22 protein-coding genes are annotated in these 25,908 nt (G+C 65.0%); 18 read left to right on the top strand and 4 right to left on the bottom strand.

Going from position 1 to position 25,908, the window contains the following annotated elements:
* Positions 1-398: 398 nt before the first annotated feature.
* From NQV17_RS18860 to sctC, 10 genes are all read left to right on the top strand, one after another.
* On the top strand, positions 399-992 hold the full coding sequence (locus NQV17_RS18860) for an HrpB1 family type III secretion system apparatus protein (RefSeq protein WP_257773420.1): 594 nt from the start codon (positions 399-401) through the stop codon (positions 990-992).
* A 78-nt stretch (positions 993-1,070) separates the two neighbouring features.
* Positions 1,071-1,463, top strand: coding sequence for a type III secretion protein HrpB2 (locus tag NQV17_RS18855; protein ID WP_257773419.1), 393 nt, complete (start codon positions 1,071-1,073; stop codon positions 1,461-1,463).
* 2 nt (positions 1,464-1,465) lie between these two features.
* Entirely contained in the window at positions 1,466-2,272 is an 807-nt protein-coding gene (gene sctJ / locus NQV17_RS18850) for a type III secretion system inner membrane ring lipoprotein SctJ (protein WP_257773418.1), read from the top strand.
* Between the two features lie 63 nt (positions 2,273-2,335).
* Positions 2,336-3,175, top strand: coding sequence for a type III secretion protein HrpB4 (locus tag NQV17_RS18845; RefSeq protein WP_257773417.1), 840 nt, complete (start codon positions 2,336-2,338; stop codon positions 3,173-3,175).
* A complete protein-coding gene (gene sctL / locus NQV17_RS18840; RefSeq protein ID WP_257773416.1) occupies positions 3,160-3,972 on the top strand; it encodes a type III secretion system stator protein SctL in 813 nt (270 codons plus the stop codon). Before NQV17_RS18845 ends, sctL begins: the two co-directional genes overlap by 16 nt.
* Positions 3,969-5,423: a type III secretion system ATPase SctN gene (gene sctN / locus NQV17_RS18835; protein ID WP_257773415.1), complete on the top strand. Its 1,455-nt coding sequence runs from the start codon at positions 3,969-3,971 to the stop codon at positions 5,421-5,423. Before sctL ends, sctN begins: the two co-directional genes overlap by 4 nt.
* Positions 5,420-5,929, top strand: coding sequence for a type III secretion protein (locus NQV17_RS18830; protein ID WP_257773414.1), 510 nt, complete (start codon positions 5,420-5,422; stop codon positions 5,927-5,929). The genes sctN and NQV17_RS18830 overlap by 4 nt, the downstream gene beginning before the upstream one ends.
* Before the next feature lie 44 nt (positions 5,930-5,973).
* A complete protein-coding gene (gene sctT, locus NQV17_RS18825) occupies positions 5,974-6,741 on the top strand; it encodes a type III secretion system export apparatus subunit SctT (RefSeq protein ID WP_257773413.1) in 768 nt (255 codons plus the stop codon).
* A 312-nt stretch (positions 6,742-7,053) separates the two neighbouring features.
* Positions 7,054-8,421, top strand: a complete 1,368-nt coding sequence (locus NQV17_RS18820; protein ID WP_308236592.1) for a helix-turn-helix transcriptional regulator — start codon at positions 7,054-7,056, stop codon at positions 8,419-8,421.
* 41 nt (positions 8,422-8,462) lie between these two features.
* On the top strand, positions 8,463-10,307 hold the full coding sequence (sctC, locus tag NQV17_RS18815; protein WP_374692729.1) for a type III secretion system outer membrane ring subunit SctC: 1,845 nt from the start codon (positions 8,463-8,465) through the stop codon (positions 10,305-10,307).
* A gap of 26 nt (positions 10,308-10,333) precedes the next feature.
* Here the strand turns inward: sctC and NQV17_RS18810 are convergent, their stop codons facing one another.
* The gene (locus NQV17_RS18810) at positions 10,334-11,212 is read right to left on the bottom strand and encodes a response regulator transcription factor (RefSeq protein ID WP_257773411.1); all 879 of its coding nucleotides are present in this window, start codon (positions 11,210-11,212) and stop codon (positions 10,334-10,336) included.
* Positions 11,213-11,586: 374 nt separating this feature from the next.
* A complete protein-coding gene (locus tag NQV17_RS18805; RefSeq protein ID WP_257773410.1) occupies positions 11,587-12,312 on the bottom strand; it encodes a DUF3455 domain-containing protein in 726 nt (241 codons plus the stop codon).
* 526 nt (positions 12,313-12,838) lie between these two features.
* Here NQV17_RS18805 and NQV17_RS18800 point away from each other — a divergent pair.
* On the top strand, positions 12,839-14,746 hold the full coding sequence (locus NQV17_RS18800) for a hypothetical protein (RefSeq protein WP_257773409.1): 1,908 nt from the start codon (positions 12,839-12,841) through the stop codon (positions 14,744-14,746).
* Positions 14,747-14,839: 93 nt separating this feature from the next.
* Here NQV17_RS18800 and NQV17_RS18795 read toward each other — a convergent pair whose 3' ends face one another.
* Together NQV17_RS18795 and NQV17_RS18790 are read right to left on the bottom strand one after the other, a co-directional pair.
* Entirely contained in the window at positions 14,840-15,646 is an 807-nt protein-coding gene (locus NQV17_RS18795) for a hypothetical protein (RefSeq protein WP_257773408.1), read from the bottom strand.
* 53 nt (positions 15,647-15,699) lie between these two features.
* Positions 15,700-17,670, bottom strand: coding sequence for a hypothetical protein (locus NQV17_RS18790; RefSeq protein ID WP_257773407.1), 1,971 nt, complete (start codon positions 17,668-17,670; stop codon positions 15,700-15,702).
* 601 nt (positions 17,671-18,271) lie between these two features.
* Here NQV17_RS18790 and NQV17_RS18785 point away from each other — a divergent pair.
* The 7 genes from NQV17_RS18785 (at position 18,272) to NQV17_RS18755 (ending at position 25,883) form a co-directional block, all read left to right on the top strand.
* Complete coding sequence (locus NQV17_RS18785) at positions 18,272-18,421, top strand: hypothetical protein (protein WP_257773406.1); 150 nt, start codon at positions 18,272-18,274, stop codon at positions 18,419-18,421.
* A gap of 370 nt (positions 18,422-18,791) precedes the next feature.
* A complete protein-coding gene (locus NQV17_RS18780) occupies positions 18,792-18,950 on the top strand; it encodes a hypothetical protein (RefSeq protein ID WP_257773405.1) in 159 nt (52 codons plus the stop codon).
* Between the two features lie 190 nt (positions 18,951-19,140).
* The gene (locus NQV17_RS18775; protein WP_257773404.1) at positions 19,141-20,142 is read left to right on the top strand and encodes a polyprenyl synthetase family protein; all 1,002 of its coding nucleotides are present in this window, start codon (positions 19,141-19,143) and stop codon (positions 20,140-20,142) included.
* 57 nt (positions 20,143-20,199) lie between these two features.
* Positions 20,200-21,462, top strand: a complete 1,263-nt coding sequence (locus NQV17_RS18770; protein ID WP_257773403.1) for a hypothetical protein — start codon at positions 20,200-20,202, stop codon at positions 21,460-21,462.
* Entirely contained in the window at positions 21,443-22,258 is an 816-nt protein-coding gene (locus NQV17_RS18765; RefSeq protein WP_257773402.1) for a methyltransferase domain-containing protein, read from the top strand. Before NQV17_RS18770 ends, NQV17_RS18765 begins: the two co-directional genes overlap by 20 nt.
* A 474-nt stretch (positions 22,259-22,732) precedes the next feature.
* On the top strand, positions 22,733-24,286 hold the full coding sequence (locus NQV17_RS18760; RefSeq protein ID WP_257773401.1) for a nuclear transport factor 2 family protein: 1,554 nt from the start codon (positions 22,733-22,735) through the stop codon (positions 24,284-24,286).
* 253 nt (positions 24,287-24,539) lie between these two features.
* Positions 24,540-25,883 carry a styrene monooxygenase/indole monooxygenase family protein gene (locus tag NQV17_RS18755; protein WP_257773400.1) on the top strand — a complete coding sequence of 448 codons (1,344 nt, stop codon included), beginning with the start codon at positions 24,540-24,542 and terminating at the stop codon, positions 25,881-25,883.
* Positions 25,884-25,908: the final 25 nt, after the last annotated feature.

Raw genomic sequence — 25,908 nt, 5'->3', positions numbered from 1 at the left:
GGGTAGGGTCCAGGACGCACCGCTTCGCGCCGACGTAGCCCTGTTCGATCATAGGTGCGCCGCATGCCACTGTCCGCGCCGGTCCGAAGTGCGGACAGCGGGAGCGAAGCGAGCCGGTGCCGAACCGCGCCGGCCGGAGGAGGGGCAGCGATGTCGGCGCCGCATGATCTGATCGGGACCGACAGGGCCGAATCGGCCCGACGGGCGGCGCTTCCGGGTAGCGCTTCGTTTGCACGCGGAAGACTTCGCACCGGGCGGGTGCCGCGCCGATGCGGGTTGTTAAGGTTGCATCCGTCGTCAGTGGCGGCATGCATGGCCGGGTGCGCAGGGACTCCCGTCGGGACCCGCGGCGCGGCCGGCGTGCGGCGTGCACCCCACATCCACGGAGATCCAACGTCATGCTCCCGAGTCAATCCACGCAGTCTTCAACCAGCGCGCATCCGGACTACCTGCAATGCAGTCATGAAGTCGTGTGCGGCATGATCGAGGCGGCATCCGCGGCCTTGTTCGCCCATTTCCCGCAGGCGGCCGGCGATACGCTGGACGTCGAACTGCTGCTGGATGCGCTGCGCGTGCTCCGTCCGAAAGTGGCGGAGATCGGCATGCTCGACGGCTTGCTGCATATCGTGCACGGCCGCTGGGATGATGCCGCGCATGCGCTGCGCGCCGTCATCGACATGGTGCCGGATTTCGCCTATGCGAAAGCGTTGATGGCGTACTGCCTCGCGTCCAAGGGCGACCCCGGCTGGCGTCGGTGGGCGAGCGATGCAGTTGAATCGGCCCCGAACGGCGAGACCCTCGCACTGGTGCGGGCACTCGAGGCGCGCGAGGATCTGCATGCCGCGATGCGCGACTATCGAGGCGGCGAGTTCGTGATTCCGCAGACGTGCCAGTCGCTCGTCGACGAAGCGCGCGCGGCGGAACAGTCGCAGCCTGCGGCGTCCGGTTCGCTGCCGGTGCCGGATCCCCAGTTCGGCTACCTGCGCGCATGATCCGGCGTGCCGAAACGGTCGGCGCCTGAACGGCGCCGGCTTCCACATACACACGCAATCCCGGGTAAGGAGGCAGCGATGAGCGCTTCGGTAGGCGGCGAACTGATTGGCGCGGCGATGTCCGGCCTGACGCAAGGCGGCGACCAGGCCGGCGCAAGTGCCGGTGCGGCGGAGAAATTCCAGGCACTGATGGAACAGCCGCACCTGAGCCCGCCGGGCGTTCACGCGGTGGACGGAGAAGGCACCATGCTCTCGAACATGGTGGCGACACACGATGCCGCGGCGCAGCAGGCTATGGACGACGTCAACGGACTCTCGCAGCGGGCTGGCGAGATGGACCCGATGCAAATGATCGCGGAATCCAGTCGCGTCGCGATGGAGATGGTTCAGGTGCAGTTCGACTTCCAGGCGAAGATGAGCGTTGTAACCTCGTCGCGGTCGTCGGCGGAAACCTTGATGAAGAATCAATGACCATGGAACGTCGTTCACCGAGGAACGCCCGCGCGCGGCGCCGCGCCGGTCTCGCGCTGCTGCTGGCTGGCTGCGCGTTGCTGGCGTCGTGCAAGAAGGACCTGTATGCGAATCTCAGCGAGCAGGACGTCAACGAGATGGCCGTGGCCCTGCTCGAACGCGGCGTCAGCGCGGAGAAGGTCACGCCCGACGGCGGCAAGACGTATGCGCTGCAGGTCGAGAACAACGACATGGTGCGCGCGATGCAGATTCTCCGCGTGCAGGGCCTGCCGCGCAGCAGGTTCGACGACCTGGGCAACCTGTTCAAGAAAGACGGCCTGGTGTCCACGCCGACCGAGGAGCGCGTGCGCTTCATTTACGGCTTGTCGCAGGAGCTGTCCGGCACGCTGTCGCATCTCGATGGCGTGATGTACGCACGCGTGCAGATCGTGTTGCCGAACAACGACCCGCTGGCGCAGCAGGCGAAGCCGTCGTCGGCGGCCGTGTTCATCAAGTATCGGCCGGAATTCGATATCAGTGCACTGGCGCCACAGATCAAGAACCTGGTCGTGCACAGCGTCGAAGGTCTTTCGTACGATCAGGTGAGCGTGACCGCGGTCGCTGCCGAGCCGGCGGAAATCGCGGTGGCCGCGCCGGCGCAATCGTACCCGATGCGCTGGCTGGCGGGCGGTATCGTGGCGCTGCTGGTGGTGCTCTCGTGTGTGGCCGTCGGCTGGCGGCGCACGTTGCAGCAGCGTTTCAGGCCGACCGCCGACGTATTGAGCGGCGGTCTTGCGGCGTTGCGCCGCAAGCGCGGCACCTCTGTCTGAGCGCACGATGCTGCGTAACGCGCGTCGCGGGCCGGGCCCTGATGTGCTGACCGGGAGCCGCCCATGCATGGCGTGACCGATTCGCCGTTTCGCCGTGCCGCGGCTGTACTGGCCGCCTGGCAGCGCAATGCGACGAGCGTCCTGCAGTGGGCGCATCCGTCATGGCTGGCAAGCGCGCTCGCGATCGGCGAGGCCGACGCGCTCGCGCTGACGCGCGCGATGGTCGAGCGGTCTGGCGCCGGCGCGCCAGCGGATACGATGCCGGCCACCGGCGAGGGCGCCGTCGACAGCGCACGGGGCTCGCGCGCGCACCTGGACGTCTGTTCATTGGCGTTGCTGCGCAGCGTGGGGCTTGCCTGGCCTGAACTCGATGCGCTTGCCCGTCCCGGCGCGATGCGGCTCGACGTGTTGCCGCCCGAACTCGGTTTGTGCGTACTGCGCATTCGCGCGTTGCGTTTCAGGCGCGGCGAGATACGCCGCATCGTCGACAAGCGCACGCGGACGAACGTCGTGCAATGGGCCGGCGTTCCGGTCGATGTCCTGACGCGAGAGATGCCGAACGAACGCGCGGCGGTGCCGGATATCGGCCAGATGTCGGCACGCGTGCCGATCCCGCCGATCGCCGCGCTGGATGGCGACACGCTGGCGCTCGAAGGCCTCGCGCTGCTCCAGCGCGACCTGCGCAGCGCGGTTTCCCCGTGTCCGCTGCTGCGGCTCGCGTTGCCGCGCGCCGCGGCCGGCGGCCGCGACGGAACATCGATGGCGGCACGCGGGGCCGGCGAGTCTCGCATGAACGGGCACTGGGTCGAGCAGGTGCCCGCCGAGGTCGACCAGCACGGCACCGATGCGGTGTTCGCGCAGCTTCCAAACTTGTTTCCGGAGTGGGCATGGTTATTTGGCTAAGCAATCCAAGGCAGGCCGGCCACGAGGAGGCCGGCGCGCATGCCCGGCTCGGGGTGGACGGCGATATTCTGCCGCGCGAAACGTTCGGCGCGCTGGTCGACGTGGCGAGGGTCCATGAGCAGGCCGAGCGCGAGGCCGATGCCGCGCTGGCCGCCGCGCGCGAGGAAGCCTTGCGGATCATCGCCGCCGGCCGCGAGGAGGCGGACGCGGTGCTCGACGACGCACGCCGTGAATACGCGGCCGCCGCGGCGCGCGGCTATGACGAAGGCATGGCGCAAGGCCTCGCCGATTGGCTCGCGAGCGTCGCGCGAGCGGGCGGCGAAGCGCGCGCGGCCGACGACCAGATGCGCGGCCGGATGGCCGAGATCGTGGCCGTTGCGGTCGAGCAGATCGTGCGTAGCGAAGGAGCGGATGCGCTGTTCGAGCGGGCGCTCGCCACGGTCGACCGGATCGTCGAAGGATCGACCTACCTGCGCGTCGCGGTTCATCCGGACGATCTGGGCGACGCGCAAGCGGCATTCGACGGTCTCGCGGACCGGTGGCGCGAACTCGGCCGCCCGTTGCCGATGACCGTGGTGGCGGACAAGCGGCTCGAGCGCGGCAGTTGCGTATGCGAATCGGATCTCGGCCTGATCGATGCGAGCGTATCGACCCAGTTGCGGACCATGCGCGCGGCCATTGCACGCGCGCTGAAACTCTCGGTTCAGAATGGCGACCGCTCCGACGCCGCATTTGCGATGCAGGCAGCGGATGATGCGGTCCAGGCAGACCCGGCAGCGGAAGAGGGCGTTTCGTGAACGATATCGATCCGATCTCCGCGCAGGCGAGTGCGCCGGACGATTCGACCACGGACGTCGAGCCGGGCGCCGCATCCGGCGAACACGAGCGCCATTCCCGGGTCACCCGTTTCGGCAGCCTGACCGACGCGATCGAAAGGGAGCTGCTCGGCAGCGTACGGGTGCAGCGCAGCGGCAAGGTCATCGAGGTGATCGGCACGCTGATCAAGGTCGGCGGACTCGACCTGCATCTCGGGGAACTGTGCGAGTTGCGCGCGGCGGACGGCACGCTGCTCCAGCACGGCGAGGTGATCGGCTTCACGCGCGACTACGCGCTGGTGTCGCCGTTCGCGCAGCTCGGCCAGGTGTCGCGCTCGACACAGGTGATCGGACTCGGGCGGCCGCTGGCCGTGAAAGTGGGCGACCGGCTGCTCGGGCGCGTCGTCGACTCTCTTGGCGAGCCGATCGACGGCCTGGGTCCGCTCGACATCGACGACACGCACACGCGACCGATTTTCGCGGACCCGCCCAGTCCGATGACTCGCCGCATGATCGACAGCGCGATGCCGACCGGCGTTCGCGTGATCGACGCGTTGACGACTTTCGCCGAAGGCCAGCGCATCGGCATCTTCGCGCCGGCTGGCGTCGGCAAGAGCACATTGCTGGGCATGCTCGCGCGCGGCGCGCAAAGCGACATCAACGTGATCGCGCTGATCGGCGAGCGCGGGCGCGAGGTGCGCGAGTTCGTCGAACTGATCATGGGCCCCGATGGCATGGCCCGGTCGGTGGTGGTTTGCGCGACATCGGACCGCTCATCGATCGAGCGCGCGAAGGCGGCCTACGTCGCCACCGCCGTCGCCGAGCATTTTCGCGACCAGGGCAAGCGTGTGCTGCTGATGATGGACTCGTTGACGCGGTTCGCGCGCGCCGGCCGGGAGATCGGGCTGGCGGCCGGCGAGCCGCCTGCGCGGCGCGGGTTCCCGCCTTCGATCTTCGCCGAATTGCCGCGCCTGCTCGAACGCGCGGGGATGGGGGAGAAAGGTTCGATCACGGCGCTGTACACGGTGCTCGCGGAAGACGAGTCCGGCGGCGACCCGATCGCCGAGGAAGTGCGCGGCGTGCTCGACGGTCACCTGATACTGTCGCGCGATATCGCCGCGAAGAACCGATATCCCGCGATCGACGTGCTCGGGAGCCTGTCGCGCGTGATGCCGCAAGTCGTCAGCCGCGAGTACCTCGCCGCATCGACGCGCTTGCGCGAACTGATGGCCCAGCATCGCGACGTCGAAATGCTGTTGCAGGTCGGCGAATACAAGGCGGGCTCGAATCCGCTCGCCGACGAAGCCATTGCCAAGATCGACGCGATCAACGCGTTCCTCTCGCAGCCGACCGATCACTATGCGGATCCCGCCGATACCACCGAAATGCTGGCGCAGATCACGGAAATGCCCATCGGAGGCGCACGCCGATGAGCGCATCGACCAGTACGACGGGCCGCCGGATCAAGGCGCTCAAGCGTGCCAGCGACCGTCGGGAGCGCATGGAGACGGAGCTGCGTGCCGCACTCGACGCACGGCGGCGCGAGCGGGTGGAGTTGCAGGCGCATGTCGACGAAGCGACGGCTCGCGTGGCGGAACTCGACGCGATTGCCGTGCATCACCGCGGGCGCATCGCGGGCTTGATGACTGGCGAGGAACCGTTTTCGATCACCGTCTTCGACGGTTGCCGGCGCTATCTCGAGGTGGTCGATGCGCAAGTAAGGGACGCACGGATGGAACTCGACGCACGCCGCGACGCGGTCGCGTCCAAGGATGAAGAGATCGCTGCCGCGCGGCGTGCGATCGCGCAGAACCGCGGCCGTATCGATGTCTGCCGTGAGCGCACGAAGCAGCTCGAACAGGCGCTCGACCAGGTCGCGCTCGACGCCGAGGATGAAGCGGCGGAAGAACTGGCGCTCGCGCGCCGCACACTCGCATGAACGAACAGTTTCTGCTGATCGGCACACGCCTGGTTCAGGACCTGATGGTGCTCGGCGTGTGCTCGATCCGGCTCTACGTGATCATGACGCTGTTTCCGCCGACCGCCGACGGCATCTTGCAGGGACCGTTGCGCAACGGCGTTGCGCTGACGTTCAGCCTGTTTATCGCAATCGCGCAGCCGGCCGGCTTCGGCCAGTCGCTCACCGGCGCCACACTGATGGCCACCGGGCTGCGCGAGTCACTGATCGGCATGGTGCTGGGTTTTGCCGCGTCCACCGTCTTCTGGGTCGCGCAAAGCGCCGGCACCTACCTCGATAACCTGACCGGCTACAACAACGCGCAGATCACGAACCCGTTGCGCTCCGAGCAATCGACGCCGTCGGGTACGCTCCTCAGCCAGCTGGCGATCGTGGCGTTCTGGTCGCTGGGAGGCATGGAGTTTCTGCTCCAGGCGCTGTACGAGTCGTATCGCTGGTGGCCGGTGGCGTCGTCGAAACCGATCGATACGAACTTCCTCGAGACATTCGTGCTTCACCAGTCCGATACGCTGGTGCAGATGATCGCCAAACTCGCCGCGCCACTGGTGTTCGTGATGGTGCTGATCGACCTGGGCATCAATCTGGCATCCAAGTCGGCGCAAAAGCTCGAGCTCGGTGCGCTGAGCCAGCCCATCAAGGGCGCGGTTGCCGTGCTGATGCTCGCGTTGTTTGCCGGCATCTTCGTCAACGAAGTACGGGACCAGCTCGATCTGCGACTGCTCGCGCGGCAGATGAGTGTGCTCGCGCGATCTCACGGTGCGCCGGCCCCCTGACTCGATCGTGTCGCGTTCCGGAGTTCGGGGGCGGGATGTGCCGCCTAAGCGATGCATCATTGCGCCCGCGCGGCGTGAGAATTTCAACAGTTCTCAAATCGGGCCGCCGCGTTAGGTTTGTTGAAATTTTCAATCGGATATCCCCATTAAATTGATTCCGTAGGGTCGCGCGACGAAGAGATGACGCGCATATGTGGAATATGGATCAATATGGAGTCCGATATGTTTTCGAGCCTGTACTTTCCGCTTGTTTCGGCACTTACATGCGACGCTGCGCCCAGCGGGTATCTCGAGATGCTCCGCAACGGCCGGATGAGCGACGCACTTTCGCGCGCGAACCGGTGTGCCGAGCAGTGCGATCATGGTGACGATGCGTCGGGCTGCATGCAGATGCAGGCCGACTTGCAGATGATGCTCGGCATGGACGTCGATGCGGAAGATTCGTACCGGGAGGCCCAGAAACTGATCCGGTCGACGCACCGGGACGTACGGCTGGCATCGTGCCGCAATGCCGGCTGGCAGGCGTTCTTCCGCCACCGCTTCGGCACGGCGATTTCATGTTTCATGCGTATCGTCGACGATGCGGGCATCGGCCATCGCCACGCGATGGAAGGGCGTTTCGGCGCAATGAGCGTTCTGTTCGAGCTGGGGCAACTGGATCAGGCGGCCGATTTGCTCGACGAGTTCGAGGCGATCGTCGATTCAGCCTCGGCGCCCGGACCGGGCGAGTTGCCGGAGCGCTCCGTATGGCGCGAACTGTTCGATACGTTGCGCTACGACGTGGTTGTCCAGCACGAACTGCGCAGCACCGCGCAACTGGCCGACCACGTGTACTGGCAATCCGGACTGGCGGCCGGAGCGGCGTCGCGGCTGCTGGGCGACACCCGCATCGCACCGGCGGCCGCGCAGGTCCGCTCACCGCTGCTGCGCGCGCGGATCGACTACCTGGATAGCCTCCGTCGGCTCGCGGCAGGGCAGCGCGAGGCCGCCGACGCGTCGGTCCTGCATCTGAACTGGGCCGTCGCGAACAACCTCCATGCGTATCAATACGCCGTGCGCCTCGAAATCGCGCTCGCCGGACTGGCCGGCGGCGCGCCTCATCTCGCGGAAGCGATGCTGGCGCCGCTCGGCGCCGAGCGGCGCGCGATGCAGGGTTACCGGCAACCGGAATACCTGTACTGCGTCGCGAAAACGCGCGCCGCGCAGGGGCGCGACCAGGAGGCGGCGCAGTTCTACAGTCGCTATGCGCTTGCCGCAATGCGATGTCTGCGCGAAGCGTCCGGGGAACTGGCGCCGTTCGTGCATCGCGCGCGGCGCCTGCCCGAGCAGCTCGACGACGTCGGCGCGCGTCTGCCGGCGAAATACCGGCGCGCGTATCGATATCTGATGGAAAACCTCGAGCGCAGCGATCTGTCGGTGCGGGAGGTGGCCGCCGAGATCGGCGTGACCGAGCGTGCGTTGCAGAGTGCATTCAAGAACTGTCTCGGTTCGACACCGACCGAGATCATTCGCCAGAAACGCATGGAGCGGATTCGCGCCGAACTGCAGCGCGAAGGCGTGCACGGCGAGCCGAGCCTGCTGGGCGTGGCGACCCGGTGGGGCGTCCAGAATCGCTCGACGCTCGTCAAAGGCTACCGGCGGCAATTCAACGAGGCGCCGTCCGACACGCTGAAGCGCTGATTCCGTTCCCTTTCTTCAATCGAAAACCGATGAGCAATGTCATGACAACCACTTCGCATCGTCAAGGGCGGGGCGCGCGCCTCGTCACGAGCCTGAAGCTGTGCCTGTGCCTCGCGCTGGCTGCCGGCGACGGCGGCCGATATGCGATGGCCATGCAGGTGCCGTTTCGCACGTCAGCTGTCCATATCGCCGTCGAAGGCAAGGAGCTCAAGGACGTGCTGCGCGATTTCGCCGCAAGCCAGGGAATCGCCGCGTCCGTGAGCAGCGACGTGCAAGGCACGGTATCCGGCCGGTTCGACATGTCGCCGCAACGCTTCCTCGATACGCTCGCCGCCACCTTCGGCTTCGTGTGGTTTTACGACGGCAGCATGCTGTCGATCAGTAGTTCGAACGATGTGACGCGGCAGGTGATCCATCTCGACTTCGCGGGCACCGCCGCGTTGCGCTCGACGCTCGCGCAGATGGGACTGGACAACAAGCGCTTCCCGGTGGTGTACGACGAGTCGCTGGGCGCCGCGCTGGTGACCGGTCCGAGCCAGTACGTCGCACTGGTTTCCAATCTCGCGGCGCGCCTCGACCAGAATGCGAACCGCCAGGTCGGAACGGTGGTTCGTGTGTTTCCGCTGAAGCATGGGTGGGCGGCGGATCACAACGTCGTCATCGACGGCAAGACGATTACGGTGACGGGCGTCGCCGGGCTGATGGCCGGCATGTACCATCCGGGCAAGGACGATTCCGGCGCAAACATGGACGGTGTTGGCGCGAATTCGACGGCGCCGGGCATGGCGCGGCAGACGCCGCTGGCGGACGCTTCCGGCGGCACCGGCGGAGGTTCGCCGTTCGCCGGCGGCGACAGCGGCGGGGTGAATCCGCCGCTGCCGTCGTTGTTCGCGCAGGGCAGCATGCCGCTGTTCGGCGCGAAACCGCAGGCGCGGCCTTCGGGTGCGGCGGCCGGCAACGGCGGGTCCGGCGGCGGCTTCGCGAACAGCGGCGGCACGGGGGCCGTGCCGGCCGGTGCGTCGATGCTGCCGGTGATCAAGGCGGATCCGCGTACGAATTCGGTGCTGATCCGCGATCTGCCGCAACGCGTCGATCAGTATCAGGCCTTGATCGACCAGCTCGACGTGCGGCGGCGTCTGGTGGAGATCGAGGCGCATATCATCGAGATCGACGATACGGCGCTCCAGCAGATCGGTGTCGACTGGCGCGCGCACAACAGTCACGTCGATATCCAGACCGGCAACGGCCGGACGAGCGCGAACGGCTATGCGAACGGCCAGCTGAACCCGGTATTCAGCAGCACGGATTCGAGCGGCAACACGATCGCCAACATCACGCCGGCGGGCCTGTCGCTGACTGCCGTGCTCGGTGACGCGGGCCGCTATCTGATGGCGCGGGTCAACGCGCTCGAGGACAACAACCTCGCCCGGATCGACGCGAGTCCGAAGGTTGCCACGCTCGATAACGTCGAGGCCGTGATGGACAACAAGAAGCAGTTCTACGTGCGCGTGCAGGGCTACACGTCGGGTGACCTTTATGCGATTTCGACCGGCACGTCGCTGCGGGTGCTTCCGCTGGTCGTGGACGAGGACGGGCGAACCCAGATCAAGCTGCAGGTACACGTCGAAGACGGCCAGGTGACCGGACAGCAGGTCGACAACATCCCGGTCATCTCGACGAGCACGATCAACACGGAAGCGGTCGTGTCGCAGGGCGAGAGCCTGCTGATCGCGGGCTACCGCGTCGACAATGCGTCGAAAGGGGAGAACGGCATACCGTTGTTGTCGAAGATCCCGTTACTCGGCGGCCTGTTCCGGTATCGCGAGAACCAGCACAGTCACATGGAACGCCTGGTCCTGCTCTCGCCGCGCGTCATCGAGTACTGAGCGGCGACACGGCCTGGATACGCGATTCACGCGATGCGGTGAATCGCGGGGCAGGCCGCGGCGAACGTCCATTCGTTCTCGCTTTCCGGTGCCCATGCCTGTGCGTTGCGCGCCGCCTCGCTTCCGCCGGGATGCAGCTTGATCCGGCCGCCGGCGGCCGGCCGCAGCGCCTGCGATGTCGCCGGTTCCGTGGTCCGTTCCATCACCCGCTCGATCCGGTAGCCATGCGCGTACATCGTGCGCAGCGCGACGCCGCATGTACCGTCGAGCCGCAGCTTCTTGCGCAGCTTGTAGATGTGCTGCTCCAGCGTGCGCCCGACGATCTCTTCCGAGCTGCCCCACACCGTCGCGGCGATCGCGCGACGCGTCACATAGTTGCCCTGCTGCGAGAACAGGACCCACGCAATGGCAAATTCGCGGGTGGTGAGCCGCACTGCCTTGCCGTCGACCTGCACGCTGCCGTCGCGGCGGCTGAACCGGTACGCGCCGGTGACGAGATCGTCGTCGGTCCTTGCGGACGTGCCGGAGGCCGTCGGACATGTCGCGAAGCGGCTCGCCGCGAGATGGACCCGCAACCGCAGTTCGCGGGGGTCGACGGGCAGCAGCACGATGTCGTCGGCGCCAGCGTTCAGCGCGGCGAGCATCCGCTCGCGGTCGCAGAAGTCGCCGATCGCGATCACCGGTGCACGCCGGTCCCCATAGCACGCACGTCGCGCGAGGACCGGGTGCGATGCGTCGATCCCGGTAGAGGCGTCGAAGACAATCGCGCTGAATTCGTCGCGATGCAGCGCGCGGGCCAGATCGACTTCCTCGCCATAGCGGACGCACGTTGCCCCGTCGGTCGTCAGGCCGCCTTGAATCAGGCGGAATAACGCCGGGTCGTTGGTGAATATTGCAAGTTTCACTCGTTACCTCACTGGTTACTCGTAAAGACATGGCCATTTTTTTGCACACGCAAGGGACGCGGCAGCGTGTCCCGGCCATCGAAAGGTATGGGGGGCCAAGTGCTAGGTACGTAAGAATTTGTAAATTCTTATGATGATTTGAGCCCCGCGGATCGGCGCCGGCGACGCGGCGCGCGCACGCAGGCAAACGATTGCGGTGAATTGACTGAAGTTAGCGGCAAATTCCGATTACTCGGGCGCGGCGTTCATGAGGGCCGTTACTTTCCGGCGGCGTGGCTTTTCTCGCGGCTCGCCTTCGGGAGCCTTATCCCACGGGGGTTTGGGCACAAAGTTACATCGCGTAAGGTAGGGAACTGATTTTGTTTGAGCTTCGATCAGTCCGTTGGCAGCGGTGTTGCGCCATTTGCACGCTGTGGCATGTCTGCCGACGGAGATTGCGCGGCTCGGAACTGTCCGGCCTGCGCCGGCTGCCCGTCCGCCACCTCGCTATACATAAGATAGGCCGCGCTGTACGGCACCAACAGCGTGCCGCCTTCCCGATCGCAGAGCGGAACGGGAGGCAGCCCGCCGGTCGTATTGACTTGCTGGATGACCGAGGTGCGGGCGAATCGACCGGTTTGGGCCTGGCTGCCACGCTTGTCGCGTGCGACAAGGCGCACCCATGTCAGGGTGCCGGCCGTGACCTGCGCGACCGAGTCCGCGCGGGTGACGACGTAGCTGTCGTCGTAGGCCGTGAAATAGCCGCCAGGCGCCACCGTGCCCACGCTTCGGCGTTGCGAATCGACAAGCGTGGCAAGCTCGCCTTCGCGGACCCAGGACTGCTCGGCACCGTTGCGGCGGCATTCATAAATCGTCTGGCCGCGCGCGGTCAGCACCTCGTCGAGATGCCGGCCCGGCCCCGCGCGCAAGGCCGACGGCAAGTCGGTGTCGGCCGGTGGCGCAAGCGGCGCGGTACAGGCGGCGAGGCTGGCAAGCAATGCGCCCCCCGCAAGCGCGCGTAACGCCTGCGGCATCCGCTCGCGCCCGGCCTGTGTGCCGGACCGCGTGCCCCGGGGAAACATCGTCCGCAAGACGATCGACACCAGTCGAAGGTTCAGCATGATTTGCTCCAAACGCGCATTGGACATCGTGGGAGGATTCGGGCGTCGTCGGCAAGCCGTGCGGGCGCGGCGTCGGCCGCGAGGCAGGATGTCGACGGCAGGGCGGCCGACGTGCAGCAACGCATCCGGCGACCGCCATGCGATTTGCCATCCGGATCGAAGCGGCATTGTCCGCGACGCGGTGTGCGTACCTGCCCGCTTGCGCGAAGCGCGCAATGCGCGGGCGAACCTGGCGCGGGGGGCGGGGCGAGGGGCCGTTGCCGCGCGCCCGGGAGGTCGGGCATGGCGACCCCGGCCACGCATGCGTTGCGCGTTCCGATGCATGTGCTGCGGCTTTGGCGCGAGTCCTGTCGCGCAATGGATTCGGCGAGCGCGACGCGACTTCGCATCAACCGGACGGCGAGCGCAACGTCGCTCTTAGCATACGTGGTGAATTGAAACGCGTTCGTCGACCTTCAATGCGCGACGCGGGCAATGGACAGCTCAGCGGCGCTTCGATTTCATCAAATCCATTTCGGGGGAGTCGATGGTGAGAATTATCGGTAAGCCATTGGACGTGCAGCGCGAGGTCCTGACATCCGTATTCAAAAAGGACAAAAGCCGGGCCGGCGCGGCTGTCAATCAACCTTCCGAACCGAGCGGCAGCGCCGTGTTGCGGAATCTTGCCGGCATGAAATCGTCACGCCGACAGGCGGCCGCGCAATCCGGCGCGCCAGGTCATACGCCAGTCTCGTCCGAAGTGCCGGCCAGTCGGGCGCAGATTACTGCGCCAGCCGCGGAGCACGCGCAGCACGCTGCCGGTGCGGGTCAACATGGCAATGAAGTTGACAGCGGTGTCGACACGGAGTTGGTCGCAGATCTCGCCTCACTGGGCCTTGGCGGCGCGATCGATCGTTTCGAGGCCGACACGCACGAGCCGCCCGCCGCGACGGTTGTCTCACCGCAAAGGCAGCCGAGCGAAACGATCGAGTCGTCGCATGGTGCGGCTGAGCCCGCTCGGACGCACGGCGCGCAAGCCGCTGCCGCCGAGACGGCGCCACACGGCGAACACGTGGCAACACCTTCGACGCCATCGACTCACAGTCACTCGACCGAGGCGGCATCGGCCGGACACGCAACGGGCGCCGCGCAGACAGCCGAAACACAAGCCACCGGTCATATTCCCGCCGACCTGGCGTTGGTGCTCGCGCGCCCGCCGTCGCAGCACCCGGTCGGTTCGCCGGAACAGCACGCGGCGATCGATCACCAGGTTGGACAGCTCCATCAACTCTTCACCAACTCCTACACGGGCACCGCTGCCGGTTGGGGGGGAAATCTGTTCCACGCGACGTTGCGCGAGGGGGGCGTCACCTTCGTCAGTACCGTGCTGCGTGAACTCGCCGGGCAAGCGGTCGCGAAAGGGCTCGCAAATGCGAGCGAGCAAACGAAGCTGGGCGCATCGATTGCGGTGTTGGTCGGTACCGGCATGTTGAATGGTGCGGCGATGCTGCGTCAGCATCTCGACGGCACGGGCAACTGGATCACCCGCTCGGCCCAGCTTGCGAACATCGCCGCGCTGGCGGCAGCCGGCAGCGTTGCAGGAACGACGGGCACGCTCGGGGACATCGCACCGCTGCTGCTCAAGGCCACTGCCTATACGTTGTCGCGCGACGGCATCAACCTGTTTGTCCGGCTTTCCGACAATCGCGATCCCGATCGTGCACCCATCAACTTCAAGGCGGTGGCGACCAACATGGCGGTGTTCGGCGTGAACCAGTTCGTCGTCAACACGCTGCAAGGTCTCGGCGTCTCATACTCGGGCACGAGCAAATCGGGCCAGGCGGCGACGGTGAGCCAGGCGTTTGGCCACATCAGTGCATTCGCTGCCGCGAATGCCGGCGGCGAAATCAGCGACGCGATGCTCTATCCTGCCATGACGGCGTTCTTCGACAAGATCGGTGAAAGCATCAGCCAGGGAAGCAAGGGCACGGTGCGTCAAGGGCTGCGCGGAGCGGCGGACGTGCGGCTCGCAACCCGCATCCATCTGCCGGCGGGGAGCGAATTGATCAACCGCGTCACCGGTCACGAAGTCGTCGGCACGCTCACCGGGAGCGATGTGAAGGACAAGATAACCGGCGCGGTGACAGCACGCCTGACGCTGTTCGTAGTCCTCTTCTGTCTGCTGGATTCCATCAACAAGGCCGGCCAGAATTTGCCGCAAGCCGGGCATGAGACGGTCACGAATCTCATTGCGGGATTGGCGGGCGGGATGATGCTGTCGACCTTCATGTCGTCGCTGTCTCTGACGCCGAAACGCGACGCGACCGGCAGTCAGGATTCCGTCAGAGGCCCGTCGAGCGACGCCGATGCCATGGAAGCGGGACGCGCCGGCGCGGCCGTCGAAGGCGCAGCCCCGACGGTCGCCAGCGCGGCAACGTCGGCGCGCGTGGCGTAGCATGCATCCGCGAACCGGAGCGATGTGCGATCCGGGCGTCGCCCGGCCCCCAGCATCGAGCAGCCCTGACGGGGCTTCGTTTCAACGGGAATTTCAGTCGGTGATCGTTTTGCTCTGCGCTTCGAGCCACTTTCTTGCGCGCGCGAATTCCTTCTCGCTCTGGTTGTAAGCGTCGGCGAGCAGGTCGGTCACCGGTTTCATATCCTCGCCGAAGTGCTTGTCCGGATGGAATCGAATGAGCAGTGCCCGATAAGCCTTTCTGGCGTCCAGCTCGGCCTTCGCGATGTCAGCGGCCATTTTCTGAACGCCTGCGCGCGTGGTTGCGTGCTTCATCACCGTATCCGGTAAGACGCGGCCCGTCATCTTCAGGATCTCGCGCCAGTCGGCTCCTTCCGGAACATTCAATTGCGCGTGAGCCGTCTGGTGGGCGCCGTGCGTACCGGGCGCAGTGGACGACGATTGCTTCAGGCTTTCCTGAATGGCTGCCGCCAGCGCGTCGTCGTTGGCTTTCTGAATGGCTTGCGGGTTGACGCGAAGCCCGGCATTCAGCGCACCGAGTACGTGGGCCTGGCGGCCGGTCATTGCATTCGCGGGTGATCGAGAGGAGGCGAGGCTTGCCGCCATCGCCGCCTTCAGTGCGTCGTCATTGGCCTTTCGGATGGCCTCAGGCTTGACGCGAATGCCGGCGCGCATCAATTTGTCGAGATCGTCCTGCGTCGAGCGCATGGCGGCTGCATCACCCGTGCCTTCCTTCTTCGGCAGGTTCCGAAGCCCCTCCAAAGGAGAGCCGGTGCGGCTTCGAGGCGATGGCGCGGACGGCCGCCGAGTGTCGGCCGGTTGTCGGTCGGTCGGAGACTCTTGCCATATCGGCGCTGCGCCCGTCGTTCGGGTGGCCTTCATTTTTCATCCTTTGATGGTGCGCGATTGCGTGCGAACGTCGGCAATGTGCGGATTCAACCCGCTTCGACGGCAAGCTTTCGCCGATACCGGTTCACCGCATCGAACGCCGTGGCCACCGCGGCGCGCAGTATTCTTGCCGTGTCGCCGTGGAACGAGTTGAACAGCGCGTTATAGTTCCCGACGTATCGATCCGGCGGCACTGGCTTTCCGCCAATGGCCATATCGATTCGGGGTTTTATCTGGTTCAGCGCCCACATGACCTCATGAATGGAATGGCCGCCGTCGAACACGACGAACATGAGTGCGCCCAGCATCGCGTGAGCCGGATCGATTCTCGCGTGCTCGTAACGGTTCATGTAGTCGACCGCTTTCGCGACAAATGCAACCGATCCCGAGGGTCCCGATCCATAAGGCGCCCCGCTCGGCAGTGAAGTCTTGACGGCAACGGACGGCGCATTCATGTTCGGCCGGTTCGTCGTCGAGGGTCGCGGCCAGAAATGACTGGCATACGGGTCGTCCGGCATGGGCGCCTGATGCGCCAGCAGGATTCCGCTTCCCTGACCGATATGACCTGGCTTCTTGACAATGGCGCGCGCTGCGTCGCGTTGCCGAAACTCTTTGGCATCCTGAGCGGTTTTGTCCCAGCCGATATAATCAGGCGCGTGTTGTTTCAATGCCGCCGAGATCTTGACCGTGGCGTAATGAATGCTGATGCAATCTTCGCCGCTTTCGAGCATTTTGTTCAGGTAATGCAGCAGCTTGTCCCCGCGCTCGTCGGCGGATGCCTTCACGAATTTGCTCAGCCGCGACACTTTCGCCGTCCAGAACCGGTCGTCGCCGCGCATCTTGAGCTGCACCGCGCCTGCGACTTTTTCCCATGCGACGGGATTAGCGCGTGCGAGTGACGTGAGCCGGGCGCGTTGCGCTTCGGCGAGATCATTGGCCGCTGCCGCGACCTTTGGCGGAGGGGATTTCACCAACTCGCGAATCAGTGCCGACTCCCACGCGCGGGCCATCTGGCTGTCGTATTGCTGCGGGAGCGTCCCGGTCGCGGCCGCGCGCGACAACTCCCGGCTCAATTTGCCTGCCAGCGCGCCCAGCGTCGGCAAGCCGCCCTTGTTGCACCGATCCACCTGCCCGCGGAAGTAGCTCGCCAGATCCGGCGCGGTCATGTCGTGCGACAGCCAGATATCGCGCGCTTCTGTCTCGATGCGTCTGATCCGTTCGCGGCGATTCGTCGATCCGGCCAACGCGCCGTACTGCGTGTCGAGTGCATCCATCCAGTGCGCGAGACAGTCGTACGGAGGACGAGCAGCCTCGCTGGTGTCGGCGCGAGTCGATGGCAGCTCCTTGGCCGCGGCCCGGTGCATCCGTTCGGAGACAGGCTGCAGCACGCGGCGCACGGACTCGGCGTCGAGCGTTTCCACGGCGTCGATGTCCTTCAGACATTGCTCGACGGCGCGGTCGAAGCCGGCCAGCCCCAGGCTCGTCCTGGAACCGTTGTCCAACGTGCGGGTTTCGATGAACGGGCGCTTGACGCGGCGCGGTTCCTGGATGTTCAGGACCAGGTCTTTCAGGACTTCCCTGGCTTCATGAAGCGACTCATGTTTCCCGAAGGTAAAGCGCGTCCAGTCGAGCCACATCCCGTCCTTGTTCCTGCCCCCCGTCAATTTGCTCTTGCTGCCGGCCTCCCTCGTCAGAAACGGGAGCGCATCGCCAAGATCGGCATCGCGAGCGAGCGTCAACGTGGAACCACTGGCTTTGGCTTTTTGCGACGGAAGAAAGACGGACGACTGCGACACGGTCCGATGTATCGGGCCGCCCGCGCCATAAGGCATGCCGTGGCCGGCCGATTCCGACGCTCTGCGCGCGCGAACCGGCTTGTCGGCTGGCCCCGCCCGAAAATCGTTCGTCCGAGCGTTGCCCGGCGCCACATCTGCTGCCCTGGGAGTCTCGCGCTTGGGACGCCGCAACTCCTGGAATTGCATGTTCTGCTGCGCGGTCGCAGGCGTGGCGAGTGACATTGCGCGTGCTCGGGACTGCTGACGAGGCGGCGCGTCGGGGGTGACGAAAGCATCGGCATGGCCCGGCGGGACTCTATTCGGAAAGCGGGATTTGAACACGAGGACCTCGGCTCGGAAACGTTGGAATTTTGATCTGGCAGCGCTGATCCGATCGAAGTCTGCCCGGCACATGGGTACCGAGGCGGACGATTGCGAAGTGGATTGCGGCCAAGCGAAGTCCCGGCCGGTGAAGGAGTCGGCCGCGGCGTTTCCACCTCACCGTCGTTCCGGTGACGCTGCGGCGAGACGAGACGCTCCGAATTTTCCCGGCAGGATCCTGCTCAGACGAGATCGCCCCGTGTTTTGCCCGGCCTCCTGTCGATTCCACCGCGTTGCGATGAAGGTTTCGGCGATGAGAGGTTCGGCGAGCGCTTCGCTTTCGGGATGTCAAGTTCGCTTCATTGCCGGTGAACTGCAATTTGGGTATTTAGCATCGAATCGCGGTTATGAATGACGTCTTTCGTATTGTCGTGCCGAAGGGCGGCTGAGCGAGCAGAGGTGCAAGGTCATATCCGTAAAACGACAATTCCCAATGCATGTTAAATCTTTTGAAGGTATCGACATGAAAATCGAAGTCAAAGAACCTGTGGTCAATTCGGTCGCCGACCAGGACGAACTGCTGGCAAATGAAATCCTCGAACTCAACGATGAAGACGGCGCATTCGAAGAGCGCCTGAACTTCTCCGGTAGCGGCAACGGCGGCTATTGCTGAGCGAAGTCATCGTCGCGCGCGCTCGGGCCTTCTGACGGGACGACGCGTGGATATGACGAAAGCATCGGCATGGCCCGGCGGGATCCAGCTCAAACGAGATCGCTCCGTGTTTTGCCCGGCCTCCTGTCAATTCCACTGCGTTTCGATGAAGGTTTCGGAAATGAGAGGTTCGGCGAGCGCTTCGTTTTCAGGTTCTCAAGTTCGCTTCATTGCCGGTGAATCGCAATTTGGATATTTAGCATTGGATCACGGTTATGAATGACGTCTTTCGTATTGTCGTACCGAAGGGCGGTTGAGCGAGCAGAGATGCAAGGTCATATCCGTAAAACGACAATTCCCAATGCAGGTTAAATCTTTTAAAGGTATCGACATGAAAATCGAAGTCAAAGAGCCTGTGGTCAATTCGGTCACCAGCCAGGACGAACTGCTGGCAAATGAAGTCCTCGAACTCAACGGTGAAGACGGCGCATTCGAAGAGCGCCTGAACTTCGATACTTCCAGCAGCGGCAATGGCGGCACTTATTGCTGAGCGAAGTCATACCCATTCGTCCATTGGGTTAGGCACTTTGCATCGCTGATTTATTGCGCTGCCCCGGGTGATGACGTCGGGGCGGCGCAAAAAATCATCACTGTCAGACCAGTCATGAAACCGGCAATGCGACCCGAAAAGATACGCTCTCCGAATCCGAGCCTCCACCAATCGAAATACAGGTGCTGAAATGTCCGGCGATTTGCGAACTTCGATCGGTGCCTGGCTCGAAGCGCCGACGCGTCAGGCGCTGGATGCCGCGATGGCTGTGCTCGAGGAGCCCTGCGCAACGCGGGCGACGCATGGAGACCTGACCATCGCGCTGGGTGCGTCGCAGCCGTTTCGAGATGCGCGCACCAACATCCGCGCGATGGCCGTCCACCTGCCGTTGCTGGTCCACGCGGCCATCACCGGTGAAACCGCCGCTGCGGTGCCCTTGGCGTCCGCACTGCTGGTGATGGAAGCGGGTGTGTACCTGCTCGACCACATGATGGATGGCGAATTGGCGGCGCCGCTCGACGCGTGGTCGCCGGGTACCCAGGTCCTTGCCGCGACCAGTTTGCTGTCCTACGTACCGCAGCAACTGCTCACATCGATGCCTTGCACTGCCGAGCGATTGCGTTCGATCCAGCACCGTCTTGCGGAAGGCATGCGCAGGATCCGTCTCGGGCAGGCCATCGAGATCGAGTGCAAAGCCGCAGGACGCGTGACGCTGGCCAGCGCGGAAGAGTCCGTCAACGGAAAGACGGGGGAGCGTCGCGCGTTGTATGCCACGCTGGCCGCGATCCTCGCAGGCGCCGACGCGGCGACCGTCGCCGCTTACGAAGGCTACGGAATGAGTCTGGGCATCGCACGCCAGATCAATTCCGACCTCGTCGACCTGTTCGGAAGGCAGCCGAGCCGTGATCTTGCCGGCGGAATTCGCACGTGGCCACTCGCGTTGTATATCGACCGTGCCGAGCCCGCCGACCGGGACCGGATGCTCCTGCTGCTGGAGCTGGCACGCAACGATCAAGCCGTGGTCGTCGAGATCCGCGAACGCCTTCGAGCGTCCGGTTGCCTGCGCGAAATGCTTCTGCGCAAGGAAGTGCATTGCCAGCGCGCATTGAGGCTTCTTGCGGAGGTCAAGCCGCTCGAACCCGCGGCGCAGGAATTGCGCGATGCGGTCAAACACGTGTCGATGGCGGCCTGACATATCATCCCGGTCGCCCGAAGGGCGCCCTGCAGAACAATGTACGGAGCGCGCACCATGAGCGGGTGCATCTCGAACATCGATCTGGACTATCGCCCGCTTCGTTCCTCCGACGCGGAACTGCATTCCCGCGCGGAAGGCGAGCGAAGAATCCACGTGATCAAGCAACGCCGGCTGCTTGCGTATGTGCAGTTGTCGGCCATCGGCGCCTTCGTGTGGAGGCGCCTGGACGGACGGCTTTCAATTCGGGAACTTGCACTCGAAGTCGCCCGTGCCGGAGGCACTTGCGAACCTTCGGCGTTGGTGGCGCTGGTACGCGCATGGGCCAGTCGCGGTTTCATCGCCGACGTGAACCCGCCGGAGCGCCGCGTGCCCGCGACGCGCGGCCGATGGCGCATGATATTGCGTCGCTGTCACTGGGCCTTGACCTGGAAGCAGGCGTGGCCAGGCGCCGACGCGTGCATCGCCCGTGCATACGATCTCGGCGGGTTCATCGTCTTTCATCCCGGCATGCTGCTCGCGATGGCGCTGCTGGCGGGCGCGGGGCTCGTGAGTTTTGCCGACCTGCTGACGTCCCATCGGTTTGCGTGGCAGCTGCACATCGGCCTGACGCAGTGGTGCCTCTTCTTCATCGCGTCCGTGCTGCGCTCGATGGTGCATGAACTGGCGCACGGACTGGCCGTGAAGCACTTCGGTCGCGAAGTGCTGGGGACCGGGTGGGCCTGGAACTGGATCGCACCCGCGTTGTACGTCAACACATCCGACATGTGGCTGTCCGCACGCTGGCCGCGTATCGCCGTCAGTCTGGCCGGGCCATGCTCGGACATTCTGATTGCGTCCCTGGCCGTACTGTCGTGCAGGCTTGTCCCGCCCGCGATGTCGCCGTATGTGTTCGTATTCGGCGCGCATACCCTGCTAGGGGTTGTGTTCAACATGTGCCCGCTTCTCAAGGGCGACGGCTATTGCATTCTGGTCGATGCGCTCGGGCGAAGGAACTTGAGGGCGGACTCGATTCGCTGGCTCTGGTTCGGCTGGTTCCGGAAGTGGCGCGACCTGCGCGCGCTGCGCGAGCACACCGTGGAGACGATGTATGGATTGGGCGTACTGCTCTACCTGGTCGCCATCGCCTACTTCGCTGTCGTCCACTGTCGCAACCTGGCCACCGACATGTTGTCGGGGAATCTGTCGCCTGCCGCGGTCTCGCTCCTCGGCTGGCTCACTGTGCTTGCATTGTCGTTACCCCTCGTGATGGGGTTCGCGGGCGAGATCATCGAAAGCAAACGCAATCAAGGAAATTTTCATGTCAACTCTCCGCTTTGACACCGTGGACACCGTCGATTCTCGTGCGTGCGTCGCGTATCTCGACGTCGCGACCCAAGTGGGCATGCAGCTCGGCATCAAGCAGCGAAACATTGATCTGCTCGAGCTTCGCGACGGTGAGACGGCCCTCGACGTGGGTTGCGGCACGGGGCAGGATGTCTGCACGATGGCGCAATTGGTCGGGTTCGGCGGCAGGGTGATCGGCATCGACTCGAGCCTGACCATGGTGACCGAAGCCCGGCAACGCACCGTGGGGCTCGGCCTGCCTGTCGAGTTTCATCAGGCCGACGTGTACGAGCTGCCGTTTGATGATGGCGTGTTCGACGCGTGCCGCGCGGATCGCATCTTTCATTTCCTGAACCGGCCTGCCGCCGCGCTGCGCGAGATGATCCGCGTCACGCGCGTCGGCGGGCGCATCGCGGTCACGGAGCCTGACTGGTCGTCGCTGTCGATCGAGGGGGGCGACGACGCGCTGACGCACACCGTGGTGCGGGCGACGATCTCCGACGGGATCGGCCCCTCCAGCATCGGGGCCCGGCTGCCGCGGTTGTTCGCGCACTGCGGACTGGCCGTCGAGAAGGTTGTCGACAGCAGCTTGAACCTGGACGATCTGGCGACCTGCCGTTATCTGCTCCAGCTCGATACGCTGGCCGGTCGCGCGGTCGCGCAAGGTCGACTGTCCGCGGATGACGCCCGGGCGTGGATCGCGTCGCTCGAGCACGCATTCGCGGGAGGCAGGCTGCACTGCAGGCTGGAAGGCTTGACCGTCGTCGGCACGAAGCTGGCCATCGAATGAGTGCGGGCCCGAAAGCTCTCCGGGCGTGGCGCTGTCGAACCGATATCCGTTGATTCCCGGGCCGGCGCCTGGGTCGTTCGAGCCGCATGGCCAACCGGATCGCGCGGGTGGCGCGTAGCTCCCGCCCAGATCCGATTACCGGCCCTCGACCCGCTTCGCCTCACGGATTTCGTCTTCGCGAAAGCCTTTCGTGGAATCGGAAAGCGCGCGATCATCAACACGACCGGTGCCGGGTCGAGCGCGTAAGGCGAGCAAGCGGCGCCGATCCGACAAGGCCGCAAGTTCAATCGTCGAACGAGCTTGATGGGACGCGCCCGATTGGCCGCGCAAAGCAGAAGGCAGGAAAACCAGATCATTTGGAATGCTATGCAACTCGTCGAAAATTCTGTCGCGTCAACCGCCGAACCATCGCCATACGAACTATACATCCGTCTCGACGAACTCCGGAGCCTGTGGCCGCAGGAGACGGCATCCATGGCCGAAGTGCTGACCACTTGCGGTTTTCAGGCGGTCGAACTCACGTTCCGGCTGATCGAGGAAGCGCTGCAGGACCGACGCCCGTATTCATTTCCGGACAGCAGGCTCCGGCGTTTCGTGCGTCACGTGACGGATAGCCTTGCGTTGATTTCGGAGCACGTGGCAGGGCAGGCATGCCCGAATCGGTCGCTGTCGGGGCGTGATGCGTTTTCTCCGGGGTTATACGTGGCGAGCTCGTTGCCTGCTCATCTCCTCGAGGAAGTCGTGGAGGCCTATGAGGCAGCGGCGGATAAGGCCGGTTTCGAATTCGGCGTGACGCGGCAGGTGGCGCAGTTGCGCAACATGCTGCCCGGGCGAGCCGGGCGAGCGGATCGCACCGGCGACGATTGCGGTCACAGACTGCGCGTCACGTTCGACTACGTGAGGGCAGTGGCGCCCGCGAGTCTGTGCGCCATTCGAGAGACCGAGCCGTTCGGGCCGGAAGATCACTTCTTCTCGACGGCTCACCAGATTACCGAATGCTGGCTGAACGTTGCGCACGTGGCGATTTCGAAGAGTGAAGCGCTCGCGAGGCATGGCAACTGGGTCCATGCCGCCGGGTTCATGACGCTGGCGACCGATAGTCTCAAGCTGGCAAGCCAGACAACCCGGCTGCTGGAGGAAATGGCATTGGTCGACTACCACCCGCTGCGCGTTCGTTTGCGGGATGGAAGCGGGGCACAGTCGAAGGCGGCGCAAGGCCTGGGTGGGGCAGCGCGGTCCGCGGCGGCGCCGCTGTGGCGGATCCTGGAGACGGAAGGCTGCGACGTCGAGGGCATTCTTCGCAGTCCGGGCGAGAATCTTGGGCGCTATACGTTTCTCAGGGCAGTTTGCTCGATCGGGCAGGAAATCCAGCTGTTTCTCTTCCATCACTATCTTCTGGTGCTTCGCGTCCTTGGCACCCACACGACAGGGAGCCTCGGCTACCAGGTGCACAAGCTCGCGGAGCGCGCATCCATGCCGGTTTTCAACGAGATCAATCAGGCTCACCACAACTACGTGATGTCGACGAATTTCGATCATGGCCAATACTCCGGCGCAATCATCCTGAAGAACGAGGTCGATCGGGGATGGAGTCCGTACGGCAAGTTTTCGGTCGGACGAGGATGTGCGCCCGAGCGGATGGAAAGCGCCGTGAAGCAATACTTCGCATTCATCGCCGCGCGCAATGGTGAAGGTTGGGTCAATCTGTTCGACCCGACATCCGGCGAAATGGTCGACGGTGATGATGCAAGGCCGTTCCGCGGGCGCAAGCATTTGCGCGTATTCATCAACGCAATGATGAATGCATTTTCGGAGATGCGGCCGTCGCTGTCGGACATTCGGTTCGAAGGCAACAAGGCGACAGCGGCGTGGCACTTCGAGACGGTTTCCTACCATGGTCGGCGCGCCTCGTTCGGCGGCACGGAAGAGTTCGTTTTTTCCGATGCCGGCGAAATACTGCGCGCCAGGGCCGATTGGACACCCGATGCCGTGTCGCGTCAGTGGAGACGGGCGGTGACGCTCGTGTAACGCAGCGCACGCGAGCGTTCATGGCTTCCTGCAATTGCGCATTCAATCGCACTTTGCCGTCAGCGGGCGCGCGGAACCCGTTCGGGCGCGCGCGGTTGCCGGCGGATATCGGCATCAAGCCATACAGGGCGTGCGGCCGTCGGCCTGGCAAGCGCCACACGGGCGATCCGTTCCTCACCGCCGATCGACGCCATCCCGTCGGTCCTCGCGCCCATGACCCGGCATGGCCGGCCACGTGAAAGAGAAATCAAGCATGACTGACGTATTACGCATCGAGGACGCCCTCGCAACGGAAACTGCCGGCGTTACGCGCGAGGTGCCTGCGCAGGTCGCCGGGGCCGATCGCCCTGTGCGCTGCGCCCCGGCACCCGGCGCGGAAGCGCGCCGGCCGAGTCGCGCCATCACCGTGGTCGGCGGCGGCCAGGCAGGACTGATGCTCGCAGTCGGCCTGCGCCGCGACGGCCATTCGGTTCGGCTGGTGCAGGACCGGTCTGCCGACGAGATTGCCCATGGCCGGGTGTTGTCCAGCCAGTGCATGTTCGCACAGGCGCTCGACCTTGAACGTGCGCTCGGCATGGACCAGTGGGCGGAAGCTTGTCCCGAGATCAACAGCGTCCGGATTGAAAGTTGTGCGCCGCCGGGCATGGCGCTGCCGGGTGTCGATTTCACGGGACGGTTGCGCGCGCCTGCCCAGTCGGTGGACCAGCGTCTCAAGTTTCCCGTGTGGCTGGACCAGTTCCAGCGGCTTGGCGGCACGCTGGACATTCTCCGTGCGGACGTTGACGACCTCGATGCCTACGCGAAGGACAGCGAACTGGTCGTCGTGGCGACGGGCAAGGGCGCGCTGGGCAGTCTGTTCGAAGTGGACCGCAAGCACTCGCCGTTCTCCAGGCCGATGCGCACCCTTGCCATGGTCTATCTGCGCGGCGGAGCGGCGCCCGAGCGGCAAGGCGGCATCCATTCCACGGCGTTGCCGGGCGCCGGCGGGCTGATGCGATTTCCGGCCCTGACACTGGACGGCGCTTGCGAGATCCTGTTTTTCGAGGCGTTCCCGGACGGCCCGCTGGACGTGGTCGCTCCGGGCCTGGGGGCCCACGAGCAATGGGCGGCAATGCACGGCGCGCTGGCTCGGCTGCTCCCCGCGGAGGCCGAGCGACTGGCCACGGCCCGGCCAACCGATGCGCTTGCCAACCTGGCTGGAAAGATCACGCCGACAGTGCGGCACGCAGTGGGCGTGCTGCCTTCCGGGCGCATGGTGCTGGGCCTGGGCGACGCGGTGGTGCTGAATGACCCGCTGGTAGGCCAGGGAGCAAACAACGCCGCGAAGGTCGCGGCGACATGCCTGGCTGCCATTCGCGAGCGTGGGCATCTGCCATTCGACGCTGCGTGGATGCAGGAGGTGGCCGGCGCGATGTGGCGCTGCGTGCGCCCCGGGACGTTGTGGACGCAACTCAGCCTGCTGCCGCCCAAGCCTCCGGTGCTCGAACTGCTCTACCGGGCCAGCACTGATCTCGCGCTTGCCGACCGCTTCGCACAAGGCTTCGATCAACCCGAAACCCTTCTTCCGCTACTGCTCGGCAAGGAACTCGTCGAATGAGGAAATCGCGCCGCGAATGAGCTGC

This window comes from Burkholderia sp. SCN-KJ, from assembly GCF_024656005.1.
GTDB lineage: Bacteria > Pseudomonadota > Gammaproteobacteria > Burkholderiales > Burkholderiaceae > Burkholderia.
Note: the sequence above shows the minus strand (reverse complement) of the source record. Positions and strands in the feature narration are given on the sequence as shown.

What these genes read in the sequence shown, in the direction of transcription:
- NQV17_RS18860 (WP_257773420.1), top strand. Translation starts at nt 399, where the DNA reads ATGCTCCCGAGTCAATCCACGCAGTCTTCAACCAGCGCGCATCCGGAC.
- NQV17_RS18855 (WP_257773419.1), top strand. Translation starts at nt 1,071, where the DNA reads ATGAGCGCTTCGGTAGGCGGCGAACTGATTGGCGCGGCGATGTCCGGC.
- sctJ (WP_257773418.1), top strand. Translation starts at nt 1,466, where the DNA reads ATGGAACGTCGTTCACCGAGGAACGCCCGCGCGCGGCGCCGCGCCGGT.
- NQV17_RS18845 (WP_257773417.1), top strand. Translation starts at nt 2,336, where the DNA reads ATGCATGGCGTGACCGATTCGCCGTTTCGCCGTGCCGCGGCTGTACTG.
- sctL (WP_257773416.1), top strand. Translation starts at nt 3,160, where the DNA reads ATGGTTATTTGGCTAAGCAATCCAAGGCAGGCCGGCCACGAGGAGGCC.
- NQV17_RS18830 (WP_257773414.1), top strand. Translation starts at nt 5,420, where the DNA reads ATGAGCGCATCGACCAGTACGACGGGCCGCCGGATCAAGGCGCTCAAG.
- sctT (WP_257773413.1), top strand. Translation starts at nt 5,974, where the DNA reads ATGGTGCTCGGCGTGTGCTCGATCCGGCTCTACGTGATCATGACGCTG.
- NQV17_RS18820 (WP_308236592.1), top strand. Translation starts at nt 7,054, where the DNA reads ATGAGCGACGCACTTTCGCGCGCGAACCGGTGTGCCGAGCAGTGCGAT.
- sctC (WP_374692729.1), top strand. Translation starts at nt 8,463, where the DNA reads ATGACAACCACTTCGCATCGTCAAGGGCGGGGCGCGCGCCTCGTCACG.
- NQV17_RS18805 (WP_257773410.1), bottom strand. Translation starts at nt 12,312, where the DNA reads ATGCTGAACCTTCGACTGGTGTCGATCGTCTTGCGGACGATGTTTCCC.
- NQV17_RS18800 (WP_257773409.1), top strand. Translation starts at nt 12,839, where the DNA reads ATGGTGAGAATTATCGGTAAGCCATTGGACGTGCAGCGCGAGGTCCTG.
- NQV17_RS18795 (WP_257773408.1), bottom strand. Translation starts at nt 15,646, where the DNA reads ATGAAGGCCACCCGAACGACGGGCGCAGCGCCGATATGGCAAGAGTCT.
- NQV17_RS18790 (WP_257773407.1), bottom strand. Translation starts at nt 17,670, where the DNA reads ATGTCACTCGCCACGCCTGCGACCGCGCAGCAGAACATGCAATTCCAG.
- NQV17_RS18785 (WP_257773406.1), top strand. Translation starts at nt 18,272, where the DNA reads ATGAAAATCGAAGTCAAAGAACCTGTGGTCAATTCGGTCGCCGACCAG.
- NQV17_RS18780 (WP_257773405.1), top strand. Translation starts at nt 18,792, where the DNA reads ATGAAAATCGAAGTCAAAGAGCCTGTGGTCAATTCGGTCACCAGCCAG.
- NQV17_RS18775 (WP_257773404.1), top strand. Translation starts at nt 19,141, where the DNA reads ATGTCCGGCGATTTGCGAACTTCGATCGGTGCCTGGCTCGAAGCGCCG.
- NQV17_RS18770 (WP_257773403.1), top strand. Translation starts at nt 20,200, where the DNA reads ATGAGCGGGTGCATCTCGAACATCGATCTGGACTATCGCCCGCTTCGT.
- NQV17_RS18765 (WP_257773402.1), top strand. Translation starts at nt 21,443, where the DNA reads ATGTCAACTCTCCGCTTTGACACCGTGGACACCGTCGATTCTCGTGCG.
- NQV17_RS18760 (WP_257773401.1), top strand. Translation starts at nt 22,733, where the DNA reads ATGGCCGAAGTGCTGACCACTTGCGGTTTTCAGGCGGTCGAACTCACG.
- NQV17_RS18755 (WP_257773400.1), top strand. Translation starts at nt 24,540, where the DNA reads ATGACTGACGTATTACGCATCGAGGACGCCCTCGCAACGGAAACTGCC.